This window comes from Rhizobium sp. RU36D (assembly GCF_900176345.1).
GTDB lineage: Bacteria > Pseudomonadota > Alphaproteobacteria > Rhizobiales > Rhizobiaceae > Allorhizobium.
In genome coordinates, this window is the sequence record NZ_FWXU01000001.1 from 33,391 (window position 1) to 53,797 (window position 20,407).

Annotated in this window: 21 protein-coding genes; 3 read left to right on the forward strand and 18 right to left on the reverse strand. The window is 61.3% G+C overall.

The features are described 5' to 3' along the window. Window positions 1-2 precede the first annotated feature (2 nt). The 3 genes from B9A97_RS00190 to B9A97_RS00200 all read left to right on the forward strand — a co-directional run bounded on the left by B9A97_RS00190 (window position 3) and on the right by B9A97_RS00200 (window position 4,849). A complete protein-coding gene (locus B9A97_RS00190; protein WP_084362975.1) occupies window positions 3-3,485 on the forward strand; it encodes an efflux RND transporter permease subunit in 3,483 nt (1,160 codons plus the stop codon). A gap of 392 nt (window positions 3,486-3,877) precedes the next feature. Then, window positions 3,878-4,561, forward strand: a complete 684-nt coding sequence (locus B9A97_RS00195; protein ID WP_084362976.1) for a Crp/Fnr family transcriptional regulator — start codon at window positions 3,878-3,880, stop codon at window positions 4,559-4,561. A gap of 90 nt (window positions 4,562-4,651) precedes the next feature. Continuing rightward, on the forward strand, window positions 4,652-4,849 hold the full coding sequence (locus tag B9A97_RS00200; protein ID WP_084362977.1) for a hypothetical protein: 198 nt from the start codon (window positions 4,652-4,654) through the stop codon (window positions 4,847-4,849). 20 nt (window positions 4,850-4,869) lie between these two features. On the opposite strand, the gene ureG is transcribed toward B9A97_RS00200, so the two are convergent. The 18 genes from ureG to urtA form a co-directional block, all read right to left on the reverse strand. After that, window positions 4,870-5,484, reverse strand: a complete 615-nt coding sequence (gene ureG / locus B9A97_RS00205) for an urease accessory protein UreG (RefSeq protein WP_084362978.1) — start codon at window positions 5,482-5,484, stop codon at window positions 4,870-4,872. Window positions 5,485-5,556: 72 nt separating this feature from the next. Continuing rightward, window positions 5,557-6,261 (reverse strand): urease accessory protein UreF, encoded by a 705-nt coding sequence (locus B9A97_RS00210; protein WP_084362979.1) that lies wholly within the window; start codon window positions 6,259-6,261, stop codon window positions 5,557-5,559. Beyond that, window positions 6,258-6,761, reverse strand: a complete 504-nt coding sequence (ureE, locus tag B9A97_RS00215) for an urease accessory protein UreE (RefSeq protein ID WP_084362980.1) — start codon at window positions 6,759-6,761, stop codon at window positions 6,258-6,260. The genes B9A97_RS00210 and ureE overlap by 4 nt, the downstream gene beginning before the upstream one ends. A 110-nt stretch (window positions 6,762-6,871) precedes the next feature. Further along, window positions 6,872-7,711, reverse strand: coding sequence for a GGDEF domain-containing protein (locus B9A97_RS00220; RefSeq protein WP_084362981.1), 840 nt, complete (start codon window positions 7,709-7,711; stop codon window positions 6,872-6,874). A 433-nt stretch (window positions 7,712-8,144) separates the two neighbouring features. Beyond that, complete coding sequence (locus B9A97_RS00225; RefSeq protein WP_084363450.1) at window positions 8,145-8,681, reverse strand: peroxiredoxin; 537 nt, start codon at window positions 8,679-8,681, stop codon at window positions 8,145-8,147. A gap of 178 nt (window positions 8,682-8,859) precedes the next feature. Beyond that, a complete protein-coding gene (locus B9A97_RS00230; RefSeq protein ID WP_179145181.1) occupies window positions 8,860-9,540 on the reverse strand; it encodes a TIGR02117 family protein in 681 nt (226 codons plus the stop codon). A 16-nt stretch (window positions 9,541-9,556) separates the two neighbouring features. Continuing rightward, window positions 9,557-11,266 carry an urease subunit alpha gene (gene ureC, locus B9A97_RS00235; RefSeq protein WP_084362983.1) on the reverse strand — a complete coding sequence of 570 codons (1,710 nt, stop codon included), beginning with the start codon at window positions 11,264-11,266 and terminating at the stop codon, window positions 9,557-9,559. 3 nt (window positions 11,267-11,269) lie between these two features. Next, on the reverse strand, window positions 11,270-11,893 hold the full coding sequence (locus B9A97_RS00240) for a Urease operon accessory protein (protein WP_179145200.1): 624 nt from the start codon (window positions 11,891-11,893) through the stop codon (window positions 11,270-11,272). 26 nt (window positions 11,894-11,919) lie between these two features. Beyond that, entirely contained in the window at window positions 11,920-12,339 is a 420-nt protein-coding gene (locus B9A97_RS00245; protein ID WP_084363452.1) for a lysozyme inhibitor LprI family protein, read from the reverse strand. Window positions 12,340-12,371: 32 nt separating this feature from the next. Further along, complete coding sequence (locus B9A97_RS00250; RefSeq protein ID WP_084362984.1) at window positions 12,372-12,677, reverse strand: urease subunit beta; 306 nt, start codon at window positions 12,675-12,677, stop codon at window positions 12,372-12,374. A 20-nt stretch (window positions 12,678-12,697) separates the two neighbouring features. Next, on the reverse strand, window positions 12,698-12,955 hold the full coding sequence (locus tag B9A97_RS00255) for a DUF1272 domain-containing protein (protein WP_084362985.1): 258 nt from the start codon (window positions 12,953-12,955) through the stop codon (window positions 12,698-12,700). A gap of 11 nt (window positions 12,956-12,966) precedes the next feature. Beyond that, a complete protein-coding gene (locus B9A97_RS00260) occupies window positions 12,967-13,269 on the reverse strand; it encodes an urease subunit gamma (RefSeq protein WP_084362986.1) in 303 nt (100 codons plus the stop codon). 20 nt (window positions 13,270-13,289) lie between these two features. After that, the gene (locus B9A97_RS00265; RefSeq protein ID WP_244564069.1) at window positions 13,290-14,108 is read right to left on the reverse strand and encodes an urease accessory protein UreD; all 819 of its coding nucleotides are present in this window, start codon (window positions 14,106-14,108) and stop codon (window positions 13,290-13,292) included. Window positions 14,109-14,352: 244 nt separating this feature from the next. Next, window positions 14,353-15,048, reverse strand: coding sequence for an urea ABC transporter ATP-binding subunit UrtE (urtE, locus tag B9A97_RS00270; RefSeq protein WP_084362987.1), 696 nt, complete (start codon window positions 15,046-15,048; stop codon window positions 14,353-14,355). Window positions 15,049-15,302: 254 nt separating this feature from the next. Continuing rightward, window positions 15,303-16,055: an urea ABC transporter ATP-binding protein UrtD gene (gene urtD, locus B9A97_RS00280; RefSeq protein ID WP_084363454.1), complete on the reverse strand. Its 753-nt coding sequence runs from the start codon at window positions 16,053-16,055 to the stop codon at window positions 15,303-15,305. Window positions 16,056-16,060: 5 nt separating this feature from the next. Continuing rightward, window positions 16,061-17,239, reverse strand: a complete 1,179-nt coding sequence (gene urtC, locus B9A97_RS00285; RefSeq protein WP_084362989.1) for an urea ABC transporter permease subunit UrtC — start codon at window positions 17,237-17,239, stop codon at window positions 16,061-16,063. Next, window positions 17,236-18,849 (reverse strand): urea ABC transporter permease subunit UrtB, encoded by a 1,614-nt coding sequence (gene urtB, locus B9A97_RS00290; protein ID WP_084362990.1) that lies wholly within the window; start codon window positions 18,847-18,849, stop codon window positions 17,236-17,238. The genes urtC and urtB overlap by 4 nt, the downstream gene beginning before the upstream one ends. 248 nt (window positions 18,850-19,097) lie before the next feature. Continuing rightward, window positions 19,098-20,387 (reverse strand): urea ABC transporter substrate-binding protein, encoded by a 1,290-nt coding sequence (gene urtA, locus B9A97_RS00295; RefSeq protein ID WP_084362991.1) that lies wholly within the window; start codon window positions 20,385-20,387, stop codon window positions 19,098-19,100. Between the last annotated feature and the right edge of the window lie 20 nt (window positions 20,388-20,407).

Genomic DNA, 20,407 nt, shown 5'->3' on the forward strand with positions numbered 1-20,407 from the left:
TCATGAATTTTTCAGCCTGGGCAATCCGAAATCCGGTCGCGCCGCTGCTTGCCTTCTTCCTGTTGATGGTCGTCGGCACGCAGGCCTTCTTCGCGCTGCCGATCACGCGCTTCCCGAATATCGACGTTCCGCTCGTCTCCGTATCGGTGACGCAGAGCGGTGCATCTCCGGCCGAGCTGGAAATGCAGGTCACAAAGGAAATCGAAGACGCGGTGGCCAGCATCACCGGCGTCGACGAAATCTCGTCCACGGTTACCGATGGCCAGTCCAACACGGCCATCATGTTCCGCATGGAAGTGCCGACGGAACAGGCCGTTCAAGACGTCAAGGACGCAATCGACCGTATCCGCGGCGACCTGCCCGCCTCGGTCGATGAGCCGATCGTCTCGAAAGTCGATGTCGAAGGCAACGCGATCCAGACCTTCGCTGTCACCGCACCCGACATGTCGCTTGAGGAATTGTCCTGGTTCGTGGACGACACCGTCAAGCGCGCCCTGCAGGGCCAGGCCGGCATCGGCCGTATCGACCGTTACGGCGGAGCGGACCGTGAAATCCGTATCGAACTCAACCCGGAACGGCTGGACGCCTATGGCGTGACGGCTGCAGACGTGAACCGGCAGTTGCGCGGCACGAACTCGGACCTCGGCTCAGGCCGCGGCCAGGTGGCCGGCTCGGAACAGACGATCCGAACCCTTGGTGACGCCCGCAGCGTGGCCCAACTGACGGAAACCACGATCGCGCTTTCCGGCGGACGTTTCGTCAAGCTGGGCGATCTCGGCACCATTAAGGACACCTACGAGGAGCAGAAATCCTTCTCGCGCTACAATGGCGAACCGGTCGTCACCTTCGCCGTGTTCCGCGCAAAGGGCGCCAGCGAAGTGTCCGTTGCCGAGACAGTCGCCACGAGCCTCGACCAGGTCAGGGCAGACAATCCGAACGTCGAGATCAAGATGATCGACGATTCGGTCTACTTCACCTACGGCAACTACGAAGCGGCGATGCACACGCTGCTCGAAGGCGCGATCCTTGCCGTCATCGTGGTGTTCCTGTTCCTGCGCAACTGGCGCGCGACGCTGATTTCAGCGGTTGCCCTGCCCCTGTCCGCAATCCCGACCTTCTGGGTTATGGACATGATGGGCTTCTCGCTCAATCTTGTCAGCTTCCTCGCCCTAACGCTCGCGACCGGTATTCTGGTCGATGATGCCATCGTCGAGATCGAGAACATCGCCCGCCACATCAAGATGGGCAAGACGCCTTACCGGGCGGCCATCGAAGCGGCGGATGAAATCGGTCTGGCCGTCATCGCGACGACCTGCACCATCATCGCGGTCTTCGTTCCGGTGTCCTTCATGCCGGGCATTCCCGGCCAGTACTTCATCCAGTTCGGCCTGACGGTTGCCTTCTCGGTGTTCTTCTCGCTGATGGTGGCGCGCTTCATCACCCCGCTGATGGCCGCCTATCTGATGCGTGCCGAAGACGCGATGGACGACCATCACGACAACGACAGCTTGATGATGAAGGGCTATACATGGCTCATCAAGTCAACCACAGGTGAATGGGCACCTGCGTTCCTCGTAAATCTCGTCAACCGAGTGAAGCTTTATGCAGGAAATTCGGAAAATTACGCACTGAAAGGCATCCATTACTTCCTTGACAATGTTGGGTTCAGATGGATTGGGCGTTTTGTGACGCTGATAGCGGCGGTCTGCTTTCTGTATTACTCGGTCGAGGCATTGAGAAAGGTTCCCGGTAGCTTCCTGCCGCCAGAAGATGCCGGTCGTATCGTGCTGTCGATCGAGCTACCGCCGAACGCGTCTCTCGACGATACGGAAGAAAAGACAGATGCGATATACGCGGCTGTGCGCGATCTAGAGGGTGTACAAAGCGTCTTTGTGCTTGGCGGTGCGTCGCCCAAGGGTGACCTGGAACTGCGCCGCGCCAGCGTGACGCTGAACTTGATCAGGATTGAGCACTCTCTGCTGAAGACACTCGTGAATAAGGGCATTGGTAACCTGCCGCTGGTCGGAGAAAGTCTGAAGACTTTCCTGACGGAGGATATCAAGAACCTGCCTCTGGTCGGCCAATACGCGCCCAATATGAAAGTCGAGGGCCGTACAAAGCCTCAATGGGCAATCGAGCAGGAGGTATTTGCCAAGCTGCGTCCGATCCCGGATATCCGGGTGATTAAGCTCAACGACCGCGGCGAGCGCGACATCTCGTTCAACTTCCTCTCCAAGAACGAGGAAGACCTGAATGCGGCCGTCGGCATTCTCGAGGCCAAGCTGCGTCAGGTGCCGGAACTTGCCAATGTCAGCGCCGACGGCGCCCTGCCCCGTCCGGAACTGCAGATCCGTCCGCGCATGGATCAGGCAGCCCGTCTGGGCATCACGCCGCAGGCTATCTCCGAAACCGTTCGGGTGGCCACAATCGGCGACGTCGATTCCGCCCTGCCGAAGATTTCGCTCGATAGCCGTCTGATCCCGATCAGGGTTCAGGCATCGCTGGACCTTAGGGAAGATCTGGCTGCGATCCGTGCCCTGAAGATCCAGACAGCGTCCGGCAGCACTGTTCCGCTGTCGACCGTGGCCGACATCGACTATTCGGAAGGTGTCTCCTCGATCAAGCGCAACAACCGCAACCGCGTCGTATCGATCGGCTCCGACCTGCCCCAGGGCGTGGCACTCGATACCGCAACGGGTGCATTCCGCAAGGCCGTGGCAGACACGCAATTGCCGGCGAGTGTTCGGCTTGCGGAAAGCGGTGACGCCAAGGTCCAGGCCGAAATGCAGCAGAGCTTCGGCAATGCCATGCTGCTCGGTCTGCTCCTGGTGCTAATGGTGCTGATCCTGCTGTTCAAGGACGTGATCCAGCCGTTTACCATCCTGCTGTCGCTGCCCTTGGCGATCGGCGGCGTGGCGGCGGGGCTGATCCTGACCAACAATCCGCTATCGATGCCGGTCTTGATCGGTATCCTGATGTTGATGGGTATCGTCACCAAGAACGCCATCCTGCTGGTCGATTTCGCCATCGAAATGCGAAATCAGGGCATGGCGCGTGGCATGGCCATGGTCGAAGCCGGTCGCAAGCGCGCCCGTCCGATCATCATGACCTCGATCGCCATGTCGGCGGGCATGCTGCCGTCTGCTCTCGGCGTCGGTGAAGGCGGCTCGTTCCGTGCGCCGATGGCGATCGCGGTGATCGGCGGCATCATCGTCTCGACGGTGCTCAGCCTTGTCGTCGTTCCCGCCTTCTTCATCATCATGGACGACCTGTCGCGCCTACTCGGCTGGGTGTTCGGCCGCATGGTCGGCAAGAAGGAAGAGGAACTGCGCACGCTCAGCGGCGAAGAACTGACCGAGCTCTCGGTCCGCAACAACGAAACGCTGACGGAACTTCAGCAGCGTCTGGATGCGATCGAAAATCGCAACCAGGCACGGCGCGAAGGCCCCAAAATCGTCCCGCTGCCGCCGTTGGCTGCGGAGTGATCCGCAAAGCCTTCCATGCCTGAGATCAGAGCCCGGCCATCGTGCCGGGCTTTTTTTGGACTGGGCTTTTTTTGGACTGGGCTTCATTTCCCCGCGAAATATTTTCACCCGCCTTGTCGCCATTGATCGAAATCAAATCGGTGTCCGCCCATCGCGCTATTCTCAGTTTTACTGAGGATCGATATCGACAGCGTCTTGCTGACGGCATGGAGGCGCCCGAGCTATCGCGAGATCACGGCTAAGCGGCGCGTGGCACCCAACAGCCCTTGAACAGGCCATGACGAGGCCGGTTTCAGGTCGATGGCTGCGCACAGCCAAGCGAGCACGAACTCTGCCAATTCTCAGCGTCTGAACGTCGCCGCCAAAAGCGGCGATCATCCGGGGTCAAGGCCGTGAACAAGATTTTGAAGTTGAACACACGCGACAAGAACACTCTGCTGAAGACGCCGTTCATCTCCTCCCTGGGGCCATCAGCCCTTGCGGGCATGCTGGAGATCGCGACCGTGACCAATTACGAAGCGCGCGATCTCCTGTTTCGCGAGGCGGAGCCGGCGGAATACTTCTACTGTGTCCTCAACGGCTATGTCAGGCTCTATCGCCTCAACAAGGATGGACGCGAGGCCGATATCCGCATTTGCGGACCGGGCGACGTCTTCGCAGAATGTCTTCTGGCCGTTGGCGACCAGTATCGCTACAACAGCCAGGCTGCGGAAAACGCAACCGTCGCCCGCTTCGAACTCCAGAAGGTCCGCCAACTGGCCGAACAGGAAATGGACGTGGCCAAGGCCATTATCCAATGCCTGTCCAACTACCTGCAGAGCACGATGGACTGCATAGCCAATGACCGGCTGCAAACCGCGCCGCAGCGCGTGGCGCATTACCTCCTGGACAATTGTCCGGCTGAGGGCGGCTCGGCCTCCATTCGCCTGCCCTTCCAGAAGAGCTTGCTGGCCGGAAAGCTCGGCTTGGCTCCAGAGGCCCTGTCCCGTGCCTTCTCTTCACTGAAGCGCGCTGGCGTGACGGTGCGCGGCCGTGTCATCCAGATTTCAGACATCAGCGCCCTTCGGCAGATCTGACGTCCGCGATACCATCGTCCTGCACAGGACCCGTTGATCCCAAGGCTATCAGGCGTATCATCTGAGCAGTAGCCGGAGGGGGAGACGGGTATGACCGTTCTGCAGGCAGCGCTGTTCTTCGTATCCTTGGGCCTGGGGCTTTGGCTGGTGGCCTGGGGCGCTCTCTATCTCAGCCGCGGCAAGCGATTTGCCTCCCGTCGGCGCGGCACCACGTCTCCCTGGCAGATCATCATCTGCGGCGGGCTGATGATGGTCCTGGCCGGGTTCGTGGCGACCGGTAAGTTCTGAACCCGCCGCCAATCCCGCTGTCAGGCGAGGCCGCCCGTCGTCTTCAGGAACTCGACGATCTCGTCGACGCCCGCCCCACGCTTCATGTCGGAAAAGACGAAGGGTTGGGAAGCGCGCATGCGGTCGGCATCGCGACGCATTACGTCCAGATCGACACCGACATAGGGCGCCAGATCCTGCTTGTTGATGACAAGCAGGTCGGATTTGGTGATCCCTGGTCCACCCTTGCGCGGGATTTCCTCGCCCTGGCAGACGGAGATCACATAGATGGTGATATCGGCAAGATCAGGAGAAAAGGTCGCGGCGAGATTGTCGCCACCGGACTCGATGAACACCACATCGAGATCCGGGAAGCGCTTGTTCAAGTCGGCGATGGCCTGCAGGTTGATCGAGGCATCCTCGCGGATGGCCGTATGCGGACAGCCGCCGGTCTCCACGCCAACGACACGCTCGGAAGGAAGCGCCTGCATACGCACCAGCGCCTCGGCATCCTCCCGGGTGTAGATGTCGTTGGTAACGACCGCGACCGAATACCGGTCGCGCATCGCCTTGCAGAGCTTGTCGGTCAAGGCCGTCTTGCCGGAACCGACAGGGCCGCCGATACCGACACGAAGCGGACCGTTCTGGGCATTCATCACAGTCATATTTTCATCCTGACATTCAAGTTGCGCCGATATTCGAACGCCATGATCGGCAGGTCAACCCGCTCACGACCGAAACAGCCTAACGGGCTGTGTCTCATGGCGGATGGCGGAAATTTCAGCCAGGATGGTGGCGCTGCCGAGATCGTCCAGGGCCGAGCCGGAGGCCCGTTGGGCCGTTGCCGCTATCGCATGTTCAAGGCCCGATAGAAGTGCCACGCCCTGCCGCTGCCCCAGCACGGAGAGCCGGATACCGGCGGAAACCGCCTGTGATGCCAGCGCGTTGAGAAAGGCACCGATCGCTTTTTCAGGCGAAATGCCATGGGCACCGGCCACGGCGCCTACCGCAACCGCATACGGCGTCTCCTTCGGCAATGCCGACAGAACGGGATGCGGCCATGCCTGGGCCGCTTCCAGGAACGCACGGCCCATCCCCAGGATTTCCGCATGCCGCTCCGCCGAACCAGCCAAGGAGACGGCAAGCTCTACCAGGCCGGCAAGCTCCTGCGCGGTCGAGCATCGCATGGCCTCGGCCATCAACACCGCATCATTCCATCCGGTGCCGTTAAGAATGGTCGAGGCGATCCATTGCCTCAGGCCATCGGCGTTTTCGACGAGACCATCGGCAACGGCACGCTCCAGCCCACCCGAATAGGCAAAACCGCCGACGGGAAATGCCGGCGAGAGCCAAGTCATCAGTCGCAACAGGCTTTGGAGGTCCCCGGCCTGCTGCACCTCCTTCGCCAGGAATCGACCATCCGTCTCCGTCATGGCTTCCAGGCACCGTGATCATGGCCGTCATGCTCAGGGGCTGCGTGATTGCCGTGGCCATGGCCACCATGACTGTGATAGGCGCCGCGGACCGGCTGGAATGTCTCGGTGACCTCGTTTACCTCGGCACCCAGCCCCTGCAGCATGGAGCGGATCACCGGATCGCGATGGATCAAAATACGCGTCTGCTCGATTTGCGCTGGCAGATGCCGGTTGCCCAGATGCCAGGCAAGCTCGATCAGATGCTGCCCGTCGCGGGGAATGATCTCGAACAGCTTTTCCTCCGCAGCCCGAACCTCGATCAGACTGCCATCGTCGAGAACCAGCCGGTCCCCGTCCCAGAATTGAACGGCTTCCTTGAGATCGAGCATCACCATATCTCCGTTTTCGAGATGGAGCAGCTTGCGCCTGAGATGGCGAAGATCATGGGGAAGAACCACCGATGCCACCGGCGGATCGGACGGCTGGCCTGACGGAATGTAGGAGATGACGCGCTGCATGATGCTCTCTGGCGGTACGACGGATACTGAAGCGAGCATGCAAAATTCACTGCCGCACCGCAACAGGGAACTTCGATGCGATCGAGTCAGAGAAGCATTCGTCTCTCGGATCAGGCCGCGTCGGTGGCAGGAGATAGGTCCGTCGCCGGTCGGGTCTGCGACATCCGCTCCGGTATCTCGCGCTCATGCACCACCCTGTTTCGGCCGAGCGCCTTGGCGAGATAGAGCGCCCGGTCGGCTAAGGAATAGACCTCGTCTGCACCGCGCCCCGGACAAAATTCCGCAACGCCGGCCGAGATGGTGGTGCGCAGCGCCGCCCCGTTGACCGTCATGACCTGCTGTTCCACCACCTGCCGCAGGATCTCGACCTGCATCAGGCGATTGTCCGATGTACTGTTCTGAATGATCACGCCGAATTCCTCGCCGCCCAGCCGCGCGACTGTGTGCGGCGCCTGAAACACCGTTGTGATGGCGCGGGAAACCGTCTTGATCACCTCGTCTCCGGCGCTGTGGCCGTGGCTGTCGTTGATCATCTTGAACCGGTCGAGGTCGAAGATCGCAAGCGATGCGGACGTCCCCGCATTTTCCAAGGCTTCGGCAAAGGCGCGGCGATTGAGCAGACCGGACAGCGTGTCTGTGCGGCTCAGCCTGCGAAACTCGGCGCGCGATAGCGACAGGTCACGGATCACCTGCCCCATCACATAGGCCAGCGCGCCGGATATGGCGCCACCAAACAGCCAGGAAAACGCGACCGACAAGAGGATCGCCTCTGCGACCGGCATGCTGGTCAAGCCGATCCAGTAGAACATCGGCAGCGCCACGATATTCAATAGGAAGGCCAGGATGACCGCGCGAAACGTCATCTTCAGCGCGAAGGCATAGACGGCGCCGCGCGCGTGAAAACTGTCCAGGTCAACCTGCAGCATGATCCATTTTTTCAGGTACTTCACGTGCCGCTCCTTATTCTTGCAGCACCTACCGAATAGGCCGGTTTTGTTGGGCAATCCTGAATCGAATCGTTAGAATCCGAGGCAATCCGTAGGTTTGCCGTTAGAAAATAGTCGCAACTGCAGGATAAAATTTCAGGTTGTAAAACCCGTTAGCCGCCGCGCGGCAAAAACCTGTTGATCTTATCAAACCATTCCAACGGCTTTACCGGGCAAGAGCTTCCATTCGCAGAATCGACGAGAGACCGCACCAATGCGCCTGCACGCTTGCGTTGAAATTGTATACATCAAACCCAGGTCGGGAAAACCGTGGAGGCACTTGGCAAATGTTAACTTTTGCCGGGGTTGCGTGCGATCGAATCGAATCAATCCCCTTAACGCAAAAGAGGGACGCGGCGTCTGCCGCATCCCTCTTGAAGGTCTGGCTCTGCAAAAATCAGGCGGCGACCTTGGCCTTCAGCTTTTCCAGAATGTTCTGGGGCGAGGAAACGCCGTAGGGATCGCTGTCGCAATTGTCCGAATAGCCTTCTTCTTCGAACCACTGCTCGACCGCACCATCGTTGATGATGGCCGCGTAACGCCAGGAGCGCATGCCGAAGCCCAGATTGTCCTTGGCAACCAGCATGCCCATCTTGCGGGTAAATTCGCCGGAGCCATCCGGGATCAGCTTGACGTTGACGAGGTGCTGCGACTTGCCCCAGGCATTCATGACAAAGGCATCGTTGACCGAGATGCAGTAGATCTCGTCAATGCCCTCGGCCTGGAACTCGCCGAACAGCTTTTCGAAATCAGGCAGTTGATAGGTGGAGCAGGTCGGCGTGAAGGCGCCCGGCAGGGAGAACAGCACGACCCGCTTTCCCTGGAAGTAGTCGTCCGTAGTCATGTCCTGCCAGCGATAAGGATTGGGACCGCCGACGCTTTCGTCGCGGACGCGGGTGCGGAAGGTCACGAAGGGAAGCTTTTTGCCGATCAACATGGTTTGCCTCTTGAAGGAATAGGGGATTGCGCGGCGTTGGGAGCATGCCGGGCGATCCGGAAACGGATGCCGCAAGCTACCCAATTCCCTGGTGCAGTGCAGCACAAAACCATCCGGAAACGCCGGATGCATGACAGGCATGCAGCCGGTGCATGACCAACTGGGGATAACGGGCTTAATTGAAGAGGCGCAGCGAATAATTCAGGCTCTGCGGCAAGGGGTTCCACCAGCCGGTCCGCAGTCCGGCGGTGCGAAGGGCTCCGGCCGTCCAGGTGTTGCAGCCCACAAGGGCATTGAAGACCCCATGAGCCTCATAAAAACGGTCATGCAGGCCGTAGCCGGGACCTGCAACGACCACGGCGACACCGTTCTGCAGAACGAAGCTATCCTTCACATAGGCGATCAGGTCGCGAAACCTTGACTCGCCGATCTCGTAGGGCACGATATCAGGATGGTCAGCGGGGATCGCTGAGGCGACATCCACGCGAAGCACGGCCCGATCAACGGTCAGCGCCCGCAGTACGGGGACTGCCTTCAATTCCGACCAGGTGGGCGTGTTGAGATAGAATTCGCGGCCGCCCCAGCCAATCACCAGCCACTGGATGGCAGGGTCATCCACCGGAATTCCGTCAGCGGCCAGAAATGCGAAGTCCGCCCGCGTCACCTCATCGAGCGGAATGGCGATATCGGTGTGAATTGCCCCTGACAGGACAGCGATCGTGTAGCTGTAGTCGGACCTGGCATCCGCAGGCGCAAGGAAGGGCCTTGGCGTGAAGGTGCCGACGACAGCCGCAATCGCAGCGGCTGCGAGGATGCCGAGCATCCATCTAGCAAACCGCCTCACTTCAAATGCCATGCCCTAAGCCTCACCGTCAGAACAGGAAATAGCGCTGCGTCATCGGCAGCGAGGTCGCCGGCTCGCAGGTCAGGAGCTCCCCATCGGCCCGCACCTCATAGGTTTCCGGATCGACTTCGATATGCGGCGTCAGGCTGTTGTGGATCATCGATGCCTTGGAGATGCCGCCGCGGACATTGCGGACGGGCAAGAGCTTCTTCGCCACGCCGAGCCGCTGCGCAAGGCCGGCATCGAGCGAGGCCTGGCTGACGAAGGTGACCGAGGAGTTGGTCCTGAGCTTGCCATAGGCAGCGAACATCGGGCGGTAATGCATTGGCTGCGGCGTCGGGATCGAGGCATTCGGGTCGCCCATCGGGGCTGCCGCAATCGAGCCGCCGAGCAGCACCATCTCGGGCTTGACGCCGAAGAAAGCCGGGTTCCAAAGGACGAGGTCGGCGCGCTTGCCAACTTCGACCGAGCCGATCTCATGGGACAGGCCGTGGGCGATTGCCGGGTTGATCGTATATTTGGCGATGTAGCGGCGAACGCGGAAATTGTCGTTGTCGCCGGTTTCCTGCGCCAGGCGGCCGCGCTGGCGCTTCATCTTGTCCGCGGTCTGCCAGGTGCGGATCGCCACTTCGCCGACGCGGCCCATGGCCTGGCTGTCGGACGAGATGATCGAGAAGGCGCCGATATCATGCAGAATGTCTTCAGCCGCGATGGTTTCCTTGCGGATACGGCTTTCGGCGAAAGCAATGTCTTCCGGGATCGACGGCGACAGGTGATGGCAGACCATCAGCATATCCAGATGCTCGGCGATGGTATTGACGGTATAGGGACGGGTCGGATTGGTGGAAGATGGCAGCACGTTCGGCTGGCCGCAGATCTTGATGATATCGGGCGCGTGCCCGCCGCCTGCCCCTTCCGTGTGGAAGGCATGGATCGTGCGGCCCTTGATGGCGCCGATCGTATCCTCGACAAAGCCCGATTCGTTCAGCGTGTCGGTATGGATCATCACCTGCACGTCGAAGGCATCGGCGACCGAGAGGCAGTTGTCGATGGTCGCCGGCGTTGTGCCCCAATCCTCATGCAGTTTCAGCGAGGAAGCGCCCGCCAGCACCATTTCTTCCAGCGGCTTCGGCAGCGAGGCATTGCCCTTGCCCGCCAGCGCCAGGTTCATCGGGAAAGCATCGAAGCTCTCGATCATCCGCTCGATATGCCAAGCGCCGGTGCAGGTGGTGGCAAGCGTGCCATGCGCAGGGCCGGAGCCGCCGCCCAGCATGCAGGTCAGGCCGCTCATCAGCGCCTCCTCGATCTGCTGCGGGCAGATGAAGTGAATATGGGCATCCATGCCGCCGGCGGTCAGGATCTTGCCCTCGCCGGCAATCGCCTCGGTCGAGGGACCGACGATGATGGTGACGCCGGGCTGCGTATCCGGATTGCCGGCCTTGCCAATCGCGTGGATGCGGCCGTCCTTCAGACCGACATCCGCCTTGTAGATGCCGGTATGGTCGACGATCAGGGCATTGGTGATGACCGTGTCGACAGCACCCTCGCCCCGCGTCGCCTGGCTCTGGCCCATGCCGTCGCGGATCACCTTGCCGCCACCGAACTTCACCTCTTCGCCATAGATGGTGAAATCCTTCTCCACCTCGATGAACAGTTCGGTATCGGCCAGCCGTACCTTGTCGCCGGTGGTCGGCCCGAACATATTGGCATAGGCGGCGCGGGACATCTTGAAGGACATGGGCTAGGTTCCTTGGGAGAGGGCTAAAGGCTGATGTAGGCGGGTGATCTGGCCGGCGGCCACGTAAGCGTCGACAAGCCGCTTTTCGGCGGCGAAGGGATGGCCATCCCAGCCCTGGTGACCGAAACCGGCAATGGAAATGCTCGACCCGGCATAGACGGGGTTGTTCATGAGTTCAGCGATCACGATCAGACCGCTGCTCGGCACCACATAGTCACCGGGTTCATGCTCGGCCAGCGCCGCATCGACGGCCTCATGGATCGCGCGCGGCACGATATAGTGCTGCTTGCCACGGTCGGCCGCGAACGCACCGAGTTCGACGCTCATATCGTCGCAGAAATCGTCCAGTTCGGGATGGCTGACCTTGAGGAGCGGCCGCATCTCCGCGAATTTCTGCGGATCCCGAACGGACCAGATCGCACCGCAATCGGCAATCGGCTTGCTGCTGCGCCAGTCCTCGGATGCCAGCATGCGCCGTGCCGGCCGGCCGGTGCTGCAAACGGCAACGACGTCAGTGCGGCTGCCGCCCGGACCGAAGGAGCGGGATTCATTAAAGCGGATGACCAGATCGCCGGCATCGATGACCTCGGCCACCCCCTCCGGTATCTCGCCATTGCCGACCACCATGATCCTGCGCCCCATGAATTCCAAACTCAATTTCCCATGTCCGCGGCAAGCCGCTTCAATTCCTCGGTACGCTGCTTGGTCAGCGTCGCCAGACAGGAAGACACCATCAGCGGCTCCGCCGTTCCGCCGCGCATGCTGAAGCCCTCAAGCTCGCATTGCGCATCGCGATAGGTGATCCAGGCCCGCTGGGATGCGAGCAGAGCCTTCTCAGCGCCCTTGAGGTCGTCGCTGAGGTCACTGTCCCAAGCCGCCAGCGCCTTCTTGGTCAGCTTCCACTGTGCGTTCAGTTCGGCATCAGCCGCCTGGTAATCCTTGTCAGCGCAGAAATTCATGTCCTGCTGGGTCTGCGCATTGTCGCAATCCACATCCGGCTCGTCCTGGCTGTAAACAGGCCCATCCATCAGGAGGACGCAGCCGCACAGCAGAAACGACGACAGAAACGTCATGGAACGGCCCTTTCGATCGAAGAGAGACACGATCAAAGCTTTCCCATGACCTGCTGGCGGAAGCCGTAAACCTCGCGCTTGCCGCGCAGCGGAATCAGCGTCACCTCGCGCTTCTGGCCCGGCTCGAAGCGCACCGCGGTGCCCGCGGGGATATCGAGCCGCATGCCGCGCGCCTTGTCGCGGTCGAATATCAGCCCGCCATTGGTCTCGGCGAAGTGATAGTGGCTTCCCACCTGCACCGGCCGGTCGCCCGAATTCGCCACCTCGATCGTGATCGTCGGCAGACCGACATTGAGCTCGATGTCGCCTGACGCGGCAATGACTTCACCTGGGATCATGGCTGCTGGTCCTTCAATTTCTAGGCGGCGCGGAGTGGCGTGCAGCCCTCGGCCTTCACAATGCGTTTCGTCGAGGGCGGATTGTTTGCCAGTTTGGCCGCCGGGCGGATCGGCCGACGCACCAGCTCGCCACCGCAATTGGGGCAGATGCCGGCAAGCGTTCCGCTGGCGCAGTCCGCGCAATAGGTGCATTCGAAGCTGCAGATCATGGCATCGACGCTTTCAGGTGGCAGATCACGGTCGCAGCATTCGCAGTTTGGACGGAGCTCCAGCGCCATGATCTTAGTCCTCAGCGGATGGGTTCGTGCACGGTCACCAGCTTGGTGCCGTCAGGGAAAGTCGCTTCCACCTGCACGTCGTGGATCATTTCGGCGATCCCATCCATCACCTGGGCCCGGGTCACCACATGGGCGCCGGCCTCCATCAACTCGGCCACCGGGCGTCCGTCGCGGGCACCTTCGACAACGAAATCGGTGATCAAGGCAATCGCTTCCGGATAGTTGAGCTTGACGCCCCGTTCCAGTCGCCGGCGCGCCACGATGGCCGCCATGGCGATCAACAGTTTGTCCTTTTCCCTCGGCGTCAGATTCATGAGTGCTCCACTCGTCCTGTTCAGAGATTCCAGACTTTCGGCACAGACGCACCACCGCGCAAGACCGAAATGACCGGGATCAGTTTTTTTCTCAGTTCGAAGCCATCGGCCGCTGTCATGCGCACGATCAGCTTGTCGTTCCATTGGCTGGCGCCGGCCTGCGCCGCGCCTAAGGCAGTCCGCACCCTCGGCAGGTAAACCTCCGACAGCGGCCCGGCATAGATCAGCGTAGCAAAGGCGACCTGCCCGCCCAGCACAGGCGCAAGCGCCGTTAGGCCGGCGACATCCCCCTGCAGCCGCAGTTCTTCCGCATGAATAAGCCGCCCGGCGCGCCTGACGCGCCAACGGTCCCGCACCGTTCCCTGCAGCATGGCCTCGCCCATGGCCTTGCGGCCGAGCAGGACGGCCTCGACGCCGACGAATTCCGCGGTCTCGTCCAGATCGACCTCCAGGCGTCGGGTCAGCGAGGCATTGTCGAACAGGATGCTTTCCTGCGGCAGCCAATGCACGCGCGATCCGGCACCGGCGAGGATGCGGGTCGTGACCTCGGCCGTGCCAAAGGAGGCCTTGTAGATCTTCTCGCAGGCCTGGGTGGTGGCGGTGACGAAGGTGCCTGCCCCCGCGGTGACGGACCATTCCATGCGGTCGCCACCGGTCAGCCCGCCGGCGGTATTGATGATGACCGCCTCCATCTCTTCGGTGAAGGTCTTGGGCAGGCGGATCTTGGCCGCCCCTTCCTGGTAGAGTTCGGCAATGCGGCTGCGGCCATCCAGCGCCTTGGCAACGATCGCCCCGCGCCCCCACGCCCGCTGCTCCAGCCGTTTTGCCAATGCCGTCAAAACCAGATCTCCATGCCGGCCGGGATGTCGGCCGCCGCGATTTGCCGCATTCCTGTCTAGAACGCCAAGCCTTTGAGATAAAGCAATTTTCGTGCCTTGTGCGTTAGCGCATGCAGAAACGACGAAGGCTGGCCTTCGGGAAGGCGGGCTTGCGAACCGCGCTCCCCAGGCCAGCCTTCTTCTGCAGCATTCTGCCTCTTTTGAAGGCACCCCCAGCCCCCGCTGGGCCTGCAGGAACAGGATCTCAAACGGTCAGGTGACGGCGCGCCTCCGGCGTATCCAGGGTTTCGGCAGCCCCCTCATGCACGATCTCGCCGCGATCCATGATGTAGACATGGTCGGCAAGCTCGCGGCAGAAATCGAGATACTGCTCCACCAGCAGGATCGCCATGCCGGTGGAATCCCTGAGGTACTGGATCGCCCGGCCGATATCCTTGATGATCGACGGCTGGATACCCTCTGTCGGCTCGTCCAGCACCAGGATCTTCGGCCGCGTCACCATGGCCCGGCCGATCGCCAGCTGCTGCTGCTGGCCACCCGAAAGGTCGCCGCCGCGCCGGCCGAGCATGCTCTGCAGGATTGGGAAGAGGCTGAAGATATCGTCAGGAATGAAGCGGTCCTTGCGTGCCACGGGGGCAAACCCGGTCTCCAGGTTTTCCTTGACCGTCAGCAGCGGAAAGATCTCGCGGCCCTGGGGTACATAACCGATACCCTGCTTGGCGCGGTTGAACGGCGCCATCCCGTTGAGCTTCGTGCCGTTGAAGGAGATGCTGCCCGCCGAAACGGCATGCTGGCCGGTAACGGCCCTCAGCAGCGACGACTTGCCGACACCGTTTCGACCCAGAACGCAAGTGATCTTGCCCATCTCGGCCTTGATGGTGACCCCGCGCAACGCCTGCGCGGCGCCGTAGTGGAGATTGATGTTGTCGACTGTCAGCATGGTTCGTGCTCCCCGGAATGTTTGCGGGGTTTTGTACCCCCCTCTGCCCTGCCGGGCATCTCCCCCTCAAGGGGGGAGATCGGCGCTGGGCTGGCCGCTCTCCCACCAACTATCCTTGCGGGACGATGCCGCCCGCGAATCCCGAACCTTCGCCTGGATATTGGCAAGGCGGGTTGCCAATATCCGATCTCCCCCCTTGAGGGGGAGATGCCCGGCAGGGCAGAGGGGGGTATGCAGGGCACAACACTCATCCCTCACCGCCCCAGATAGTTCTCGATGACTTTCGGATCGTTCGACACGAAATCGATCGAGCCCTCGGCCAGCACCGAGCCTTCCGCCAGGCAGGTCACTTTCACGCCAAGGTCACGGATGAAGCCCATGTCGTGCTCGACCACCACCACCGAGCGGGTCTTGGCGATCTCGCGCAGCAGGATGGCGGTTTCGGCGGTTTCGGCGTCGGTCATGCCGGCGACCGGCTCGTCGACCAGCAAAAGCTTGGGTTCCTGCGCCAGCAGCATGCCGATCTCCAGCCACTGCTTCTGGCCATGGGAGAGATTGGCGGCCAGATCGTCCTTGCGCGCGGTCATGCGCACGATCTCCAGGATCTCCTCGATACGCGCCTTGTCTTCCGCCGTGAGGCGATAGAACAGCGTGCCGAAGACGCCGCGATCACGGTTGAGCGCCAGTTCCAGATTGTCCCAGACGGTATGGCTCTCAAACACCGTCGGCTTCTGGAACTTGCGGCCGATGCCGAGCTGGGCGATTTCCGCCTCGTCCATCTTCGTGAGGTCGATATCCCCCTGGAAGAAGACCTCGCCGGTATCCGGCCGTGTCTTGCCGGTGATGATGTCCATCATCGTCGTCTTGCCGGCGCCATTCGGGCCGATGATCGCCCGGAGTTCGCCGGGCTCGATGATCATCGACAAGGAATTCAGCGCCTTGAAGCCGTCGAAGGAAACGGAGACACCGTCGAGATAAAGCAGGCTGGTCGGTTTTTTCTCTTTCATGGCGATCACTCCGCTGCCTGTCCGGCCGGCACCCCGGCATTTGCCCCGCGCTCGCCGCGGGCTTGTTCGGCCGCATCGGCAGCCTTCTGCTCCTTGCGGGCGGCGTAACGCTGCTGGATCGTCCCGACGATGCCCTTCGGCAGGAACAGCGTCACGCCGATGAACAACCCGCCCAGGGCAAACAGCCAGAGCTCCGGAAACGCGCCGGTGAAATAGCTCTTGCCGGCATTGACCAATAGCGCGCCGATGATCGGGCCGATCAGCGTCCCGCGGCCGCCAACAGCAGTCCACACCACCACCTCGATCGAATTGGCCGGCGCGAATTCGCCGGGATTGATGATGCCCACCTGCGGCACGAACAAAGCACCGGCAATACCGGCCATCATGGCCGAGACGACGAAGGTGAAGAGCTTGATGTTTTCAACACGGTAGCCGAGGAAGCGGGTGCGGCTTTCCGCATCGCGCACGCCGACGAGCACCTTGCCGAACTTGGAGCGGGTGATGCCGGAGGCAATCAGCAGGCAGAGCGCCAGCATCAGCGCGGAGGCGGCAAACAGCACCGCCCGCGTTCCATCGGCCTGGACGTTGAAGCCGACGATTTCCTTGAAGTCCGTCAGGCCGTTATTGCCGCCAAAGCCCATGTCGTTGCGGAAGAAGGCCAGCAGCAGCGCATAGGTCATCGCCTGGGTGATAATCGAGAGGTACACGCCGTTGACGCGGGAGCGGAAGGCAAACCAGCCGAATACGAAAGCGAGCAGACCCGGCACGAACAGCACCATGACCATGGCAAAGGGGAACATGTCGAAGCCGTGCCAGAACCACGGCAGTTCCTTCCAGTTCAGGAACACCATGAAGTCGGGCAGGATGGGGTCGCCATAGACGCCGCGCGAACCGATCTGGCGCATCAGATACATGCCCATGGCATAGCCGCCGAGAGCGAAAAATGCGCCGTGGCCGAGGGAGAGGATGCCGCAATAACCCCAGACCAGGTCCAATGCAAGCGCCAGCAGCGCATAGCAGAGATACTTGCCCATCAGCGACACGGCATAGGTCGGGATATGCAGCGCGCTGTCGGGCGGCGTCAGCAGGTTGAGCGCCGGCACCAGGACCGCCACGCCCATGAGAATGGCGATGGCGACGAGGATCCTGCCTTCAAGCGCACGGAGAATAAAGGCCGTAATCATGCTTCGATCGCCCTTCCCTTGAGCGCGAAGAGCCCGCGCGGTCTTTTCTGGATAAACAGGATGATCAGCACCAGCACGAGGATCTTGCCGAGGACGGCGCCGACCGAGGGTTCAAGGAACTTGTTAAGGATGCCGAGCGACAGCGCGCCGACAAACGTGCCCCAGAGATTGCCGACACCGCCGAAGACCACCACCATGAAGCTGTCGATAATGTAGGACTGGCCGAGGTTCGGGGAGACGTTGTCGATCTGGCTCAGCGCCACGCCGGCGATACCGGCGATGCCCGATCCCAGCGCAAAGGTGAAGGCATCCACCCAGGGCGTGCGAATGCCCATGGACGACGCCATGCGACGGTTCTGGGTGACGGCGCGCATCTGCAGGCCAAAGGCCGATTTCTTCATCAAGACGAGCAAGGCAAAGAAAATCGACAGCGAGAACAGCACGATCCACAGGCGGTTCCAGGTGATCGTCAGCCCGCCGAGCGGAAAGGAGCCGGACATCCAGGAGGGATTGCCGACCTCCTGGTTGGTCGGTCCGAACATGGTCCGGATCGCCTGCTGCAGGATGAGCGAGATGCCCCAGGTGGCAAGCAGCGTCTCGAGCGGCCGGCCATAGAGGAAGCGGATGACGCCGCGCTCGATAACGAGACCGATGGCGCCCGTGACTAGGAAGGCGACCGGCAGTGCGATGGCAAGCGACCAGTCGAACAGTTCGGGATAGCTGGTGCGGATGACCTGCTGAACCACGAATGTCGAATAAGCGCCGATCATCACCATCTCGCCATGGGCCATGTTGATGATGCCCATGACGCCGAAGGTGATGGCAAGGCCGATGGCGGCCAGCAGCAAGACCGAGCCGAGCGAGACGCCGTACCAGACATTCTGGCCCATATCCCACAGCGCCTGCTCGTCCTCGATCTTGGCGACGGCGGCGTCGAGATCCGGCTTCAGGCTGGCATCGATGGTGGAGGAGACCGACATGAGGATGCCGATCGCCTCGCGGCCACCGAGCGAAGCGACGGTTTCGATGGCGGTGCGCTTTTCCTCGATCGAACGGTCGGAGGCCAGCAGCGACACCGCGCGCGCCTCCTCCATCCGGGCCTTGACCTGCGGGTCGGTTTCCTTGGCCAGCGCCGCCTCGACGAGATCGAGGTTTTCCGCGCTCGGCGACTGCAACACCTGTTGCGCCGCCTGGAGCCGAACGGCCTTGTCTGGGCTCAAAAGCGTCAGCCCCCCGAGCGCGGACCGGATCGCGCGGCGGAGGCTGTTATTGACCTTGATCTTGGTGAAAGCCGATTTCGGCGCATCGCCCAGCGCCTCGCCGGTCAACGGGTCGATGGCCGTCAGGTTCGCGCCGGCCGCCTTGGTGATGACGACGATATTGTCGGACTTGCGGACATAGAGTTCGCCCTCCGCAAAGGCTTCCAGCGCCGGCACCACGCGGGCATCGCCCGTGGCGGCGATCTGGCCGAGCAGCTCTTCAGCCTGCTTGAAATTCGCCTTGCCGAGACTGTTGATCAGGTCCTTCGGATCGCTCTGCGCGAAGGACGGCGCGGCGAAGGTCAGGATGACAAGAGTTAGAAATGCGCGGAGAATGTTTTTCAAGATCATAATGCAGTTCCCCTCACTCGCCTGTTTGCCGCTTGGGTCCCCTCACCTGCAATTTCTAGCACTTAGCAAGCTAAGATGCTGAAATTGCTTCCTCTCCCACAAAGGGGAGAGGTGCAGAGAGGCAAACTCGGCGCCCACCCTCTCCCCTTGTGGGAGAGGTTACAAAATCACGATCTTGGCAAAGCCAAGTCGTAGATTTTGTTGGTGAGGGGACCTCCTGATATCGGAGGTCCCCAATGTTTGAATGATCAGCTGCCCTTGCCGCCGCACTTGCCGGTGGCAACGTTGAAGTTGCCGCATTCCATCGGCTTGCGCCAATCGGAGATCAGGTCCTTGGAGTCCGGCAGGTAGTCGGACCACTCGTCACCGACGACCGAGGGGGTCTGCTGGACGATTTCGAACTGGCCGTCGGCCTGGATTTCGCCGATCAGGACGGGCTTGGTGATGTGGTGGTTCGGCATCACGGTGGAGTAGCCGCCCGAGAGGTTCGGAACTGCAACGCCGATGATCGAGTCGAGAACGGCGTCGGTCTCGGTGGTGCCGGCAGCTTCGACGGCCTTTACCCAGGCGTTGAAGCCGATATAGGCGGCTTCCATCGGGTCGTTGGTCACGCGCTTGTCGTTCTTGGTGTAGGCGTGCCAGGTCTTGATGAATTCGGCATTGACCTCGGCATCGACGGACTGGAAGTAGTTCCAGGCAGCGAGGTGGCCGACGAGCGGCGCGGTGTCGAGACCGGCAAGCTCTTCTTCACCGACCGAGAAGGCGACGACCGGAATGTCTTCGGCCTTGATGCCCTGGTTGCCGAGTTCCTTGTAGAAGGGAACGTTGGCGTCACCATTGATGGTGGAAACAACGGCGGTCTTCTTACCCGCAGAGCCGAACTTCTTGATATCGGACACGATCGTCTGCCAGTCGGAATGACCGAATGGCGTGTAGTTGATCATGATGTCCTCTTCCTTGACGCCCTTGGACATCAGGTAGGCCTTCAGGATCTTGTTGGTCGTCTGCGGATAGACGTAGTCGGTGCCGGCGAGAACCCAGCGTTCGACGCCTTCTTCATTGGCGAGGTAGTCGACGGCCGGGATGGCCTGCTGGTTCGGAGCAGCACCCGTGTAGAAGATGTTGCGCGAGGATTCTTCACCCTCGTACTGGACCGGGTAGAACAGGATCGAGTTCAGTTCTTCGAAGACAGGCAGAACCGACTTGCGCGAGGACGAGGTCCAGCAACCGAACACGGCAGCGACCTTGTCCTGGGAAATCAGCTGGCGAGCCTTTTCGGCGAACAGCGGCCAGTCGGAAGCCGGGTCGACAACGACGGCCTCAAGCTTCTTGCCGAGAACGCCGCCCTTCTTGTTCTGCTCTTCGACGAGCATCAGCATGGCGTCTTTCAGGGTCGTTTCCGAGATCGCCATCGTGCCAGACAGCGAGTGCAGAACGCCGATCTTGATGGTGTCGTCAGCGGCGAGCGCGCCGTGGAAGGCGGTCGTCGACAGCATGGCGCCAAGCAGGGCGCCGGTGAATTTTGCCTTGAGTTTCATTGGATTGAACCCCTCTCCTT

Coding starts and splice junctions, on each gene's coding strand:
- urtE (WP_084362987.1), bottom strand. CDS start 15,048: ATGCTGACAGTCGACAACATCAATCTCCACTACGGCGCCGCGCAGGCG.
- urtD (WP_084363454.1), bottom strand. CDS start 16,055: ATGAAAGAGAAAAAACCGACCAGCCTGCTTTATCTCGACGGTGTCTCC.
- ureG (WP_084362978.1), bottom strand. CDS start 5,484: ATGAATGCCCAGAACGGTCCGCTTCGTGTCGGTATCGGCGGCCCTGTC.
- B9A97_RS00255 (WP_084362985.1), bottom strand. CDS start 12,955: ATGGCGCTGGAGCTCCGTCCAAACTGCGAATGCTGCGACCGTGATCTG.
- urtA (WP_084362991.1), bottom strand. CDS start 20,387: ATGAAACTCAAGGCAAAATTCACCGGCGCCCTGCTTGGCGCCATGCTG.
- B9A97_RS00240 (WP_179145200.1), bottom strand. CDS start 11,893: ATGGTGGTCGGCAATGGCGAGATACCGGAGGGGGTGGCCGAGGTCATC.
- urtB (WP_084362990.1), bottom strand. CDS start 18,849: ATGATCTTGAAAAACATTCTCCGCGCATTTCTAACTCTTGTCATCCTG.
- B9A97_RS00230 (WP_179145181.1), bottom strand. CDS start 9,540: ATGGCATTTGAAGTGAGGCGGTTTGCTAGATGGATGCTCGGCATCCTC.
- B9A97_RS00190 (WP_084362975.1), top strand. CDS start 3: ATGAATTTTTCAGCCTGGGCAATCCGAAATCCGGTCGCGCCGCTGCTT.
- B9A97_RS00250 (WP_084362984.1), bottom strand. CDS start 12,677: ATGATCCCAGGTGAAGTCATTGCCGCGTCAGGCGACATCGAGCTCAAT.
- urtC (WP_084362989.1), bottom strand. CDS start 17,239: ATGATTACGGCCTTTATTCTCCGTGCGCTTGAAGGCAGGATCCTCGTC.
- B9A97_RS00245 (WP_084363452.1), bottom strand. CDS start 12,339: ATGACGTTTCTGTCGTCGTTTCTGCTGTGCGGCTGCGTCCTCCTGATG.
- ureE (WP_084362980.1), bottom strand. CDS start 6,761: ATGCAGCGCGTCATCTCCTACATTCCGTCAGGCCAGCCGTCCGATCCG.
- ureC (WP_084362983.1), bottom strand. CDS start 11,266: ATGTCCTTCAAGATGTCCCGCGCCGCCTATGCCAATATGTTCGGGCCG.
- B9A97_RS00260 (WP_084362986.1), bottom strand. CDS start 13,269: ATGAATCTGACGCCGAGGGAAAAGGACAAACTGTTGATCGCCATGGCG.
- B9A97_RS00210 (WP_084362979.1), bottom strand. CDS start 6,261: ATGACGGAGACGGATGGTCGATTCCTGGCGAAGGAGGTGCAGCAGGCC.
- B9A97_RS00200 (WP_084362977.1), top strand. CDS start 4,652: ATGACCGTTCTGCAGGCAGCGCTGTTCTTCGTATCCTTGGGCCTGGGG.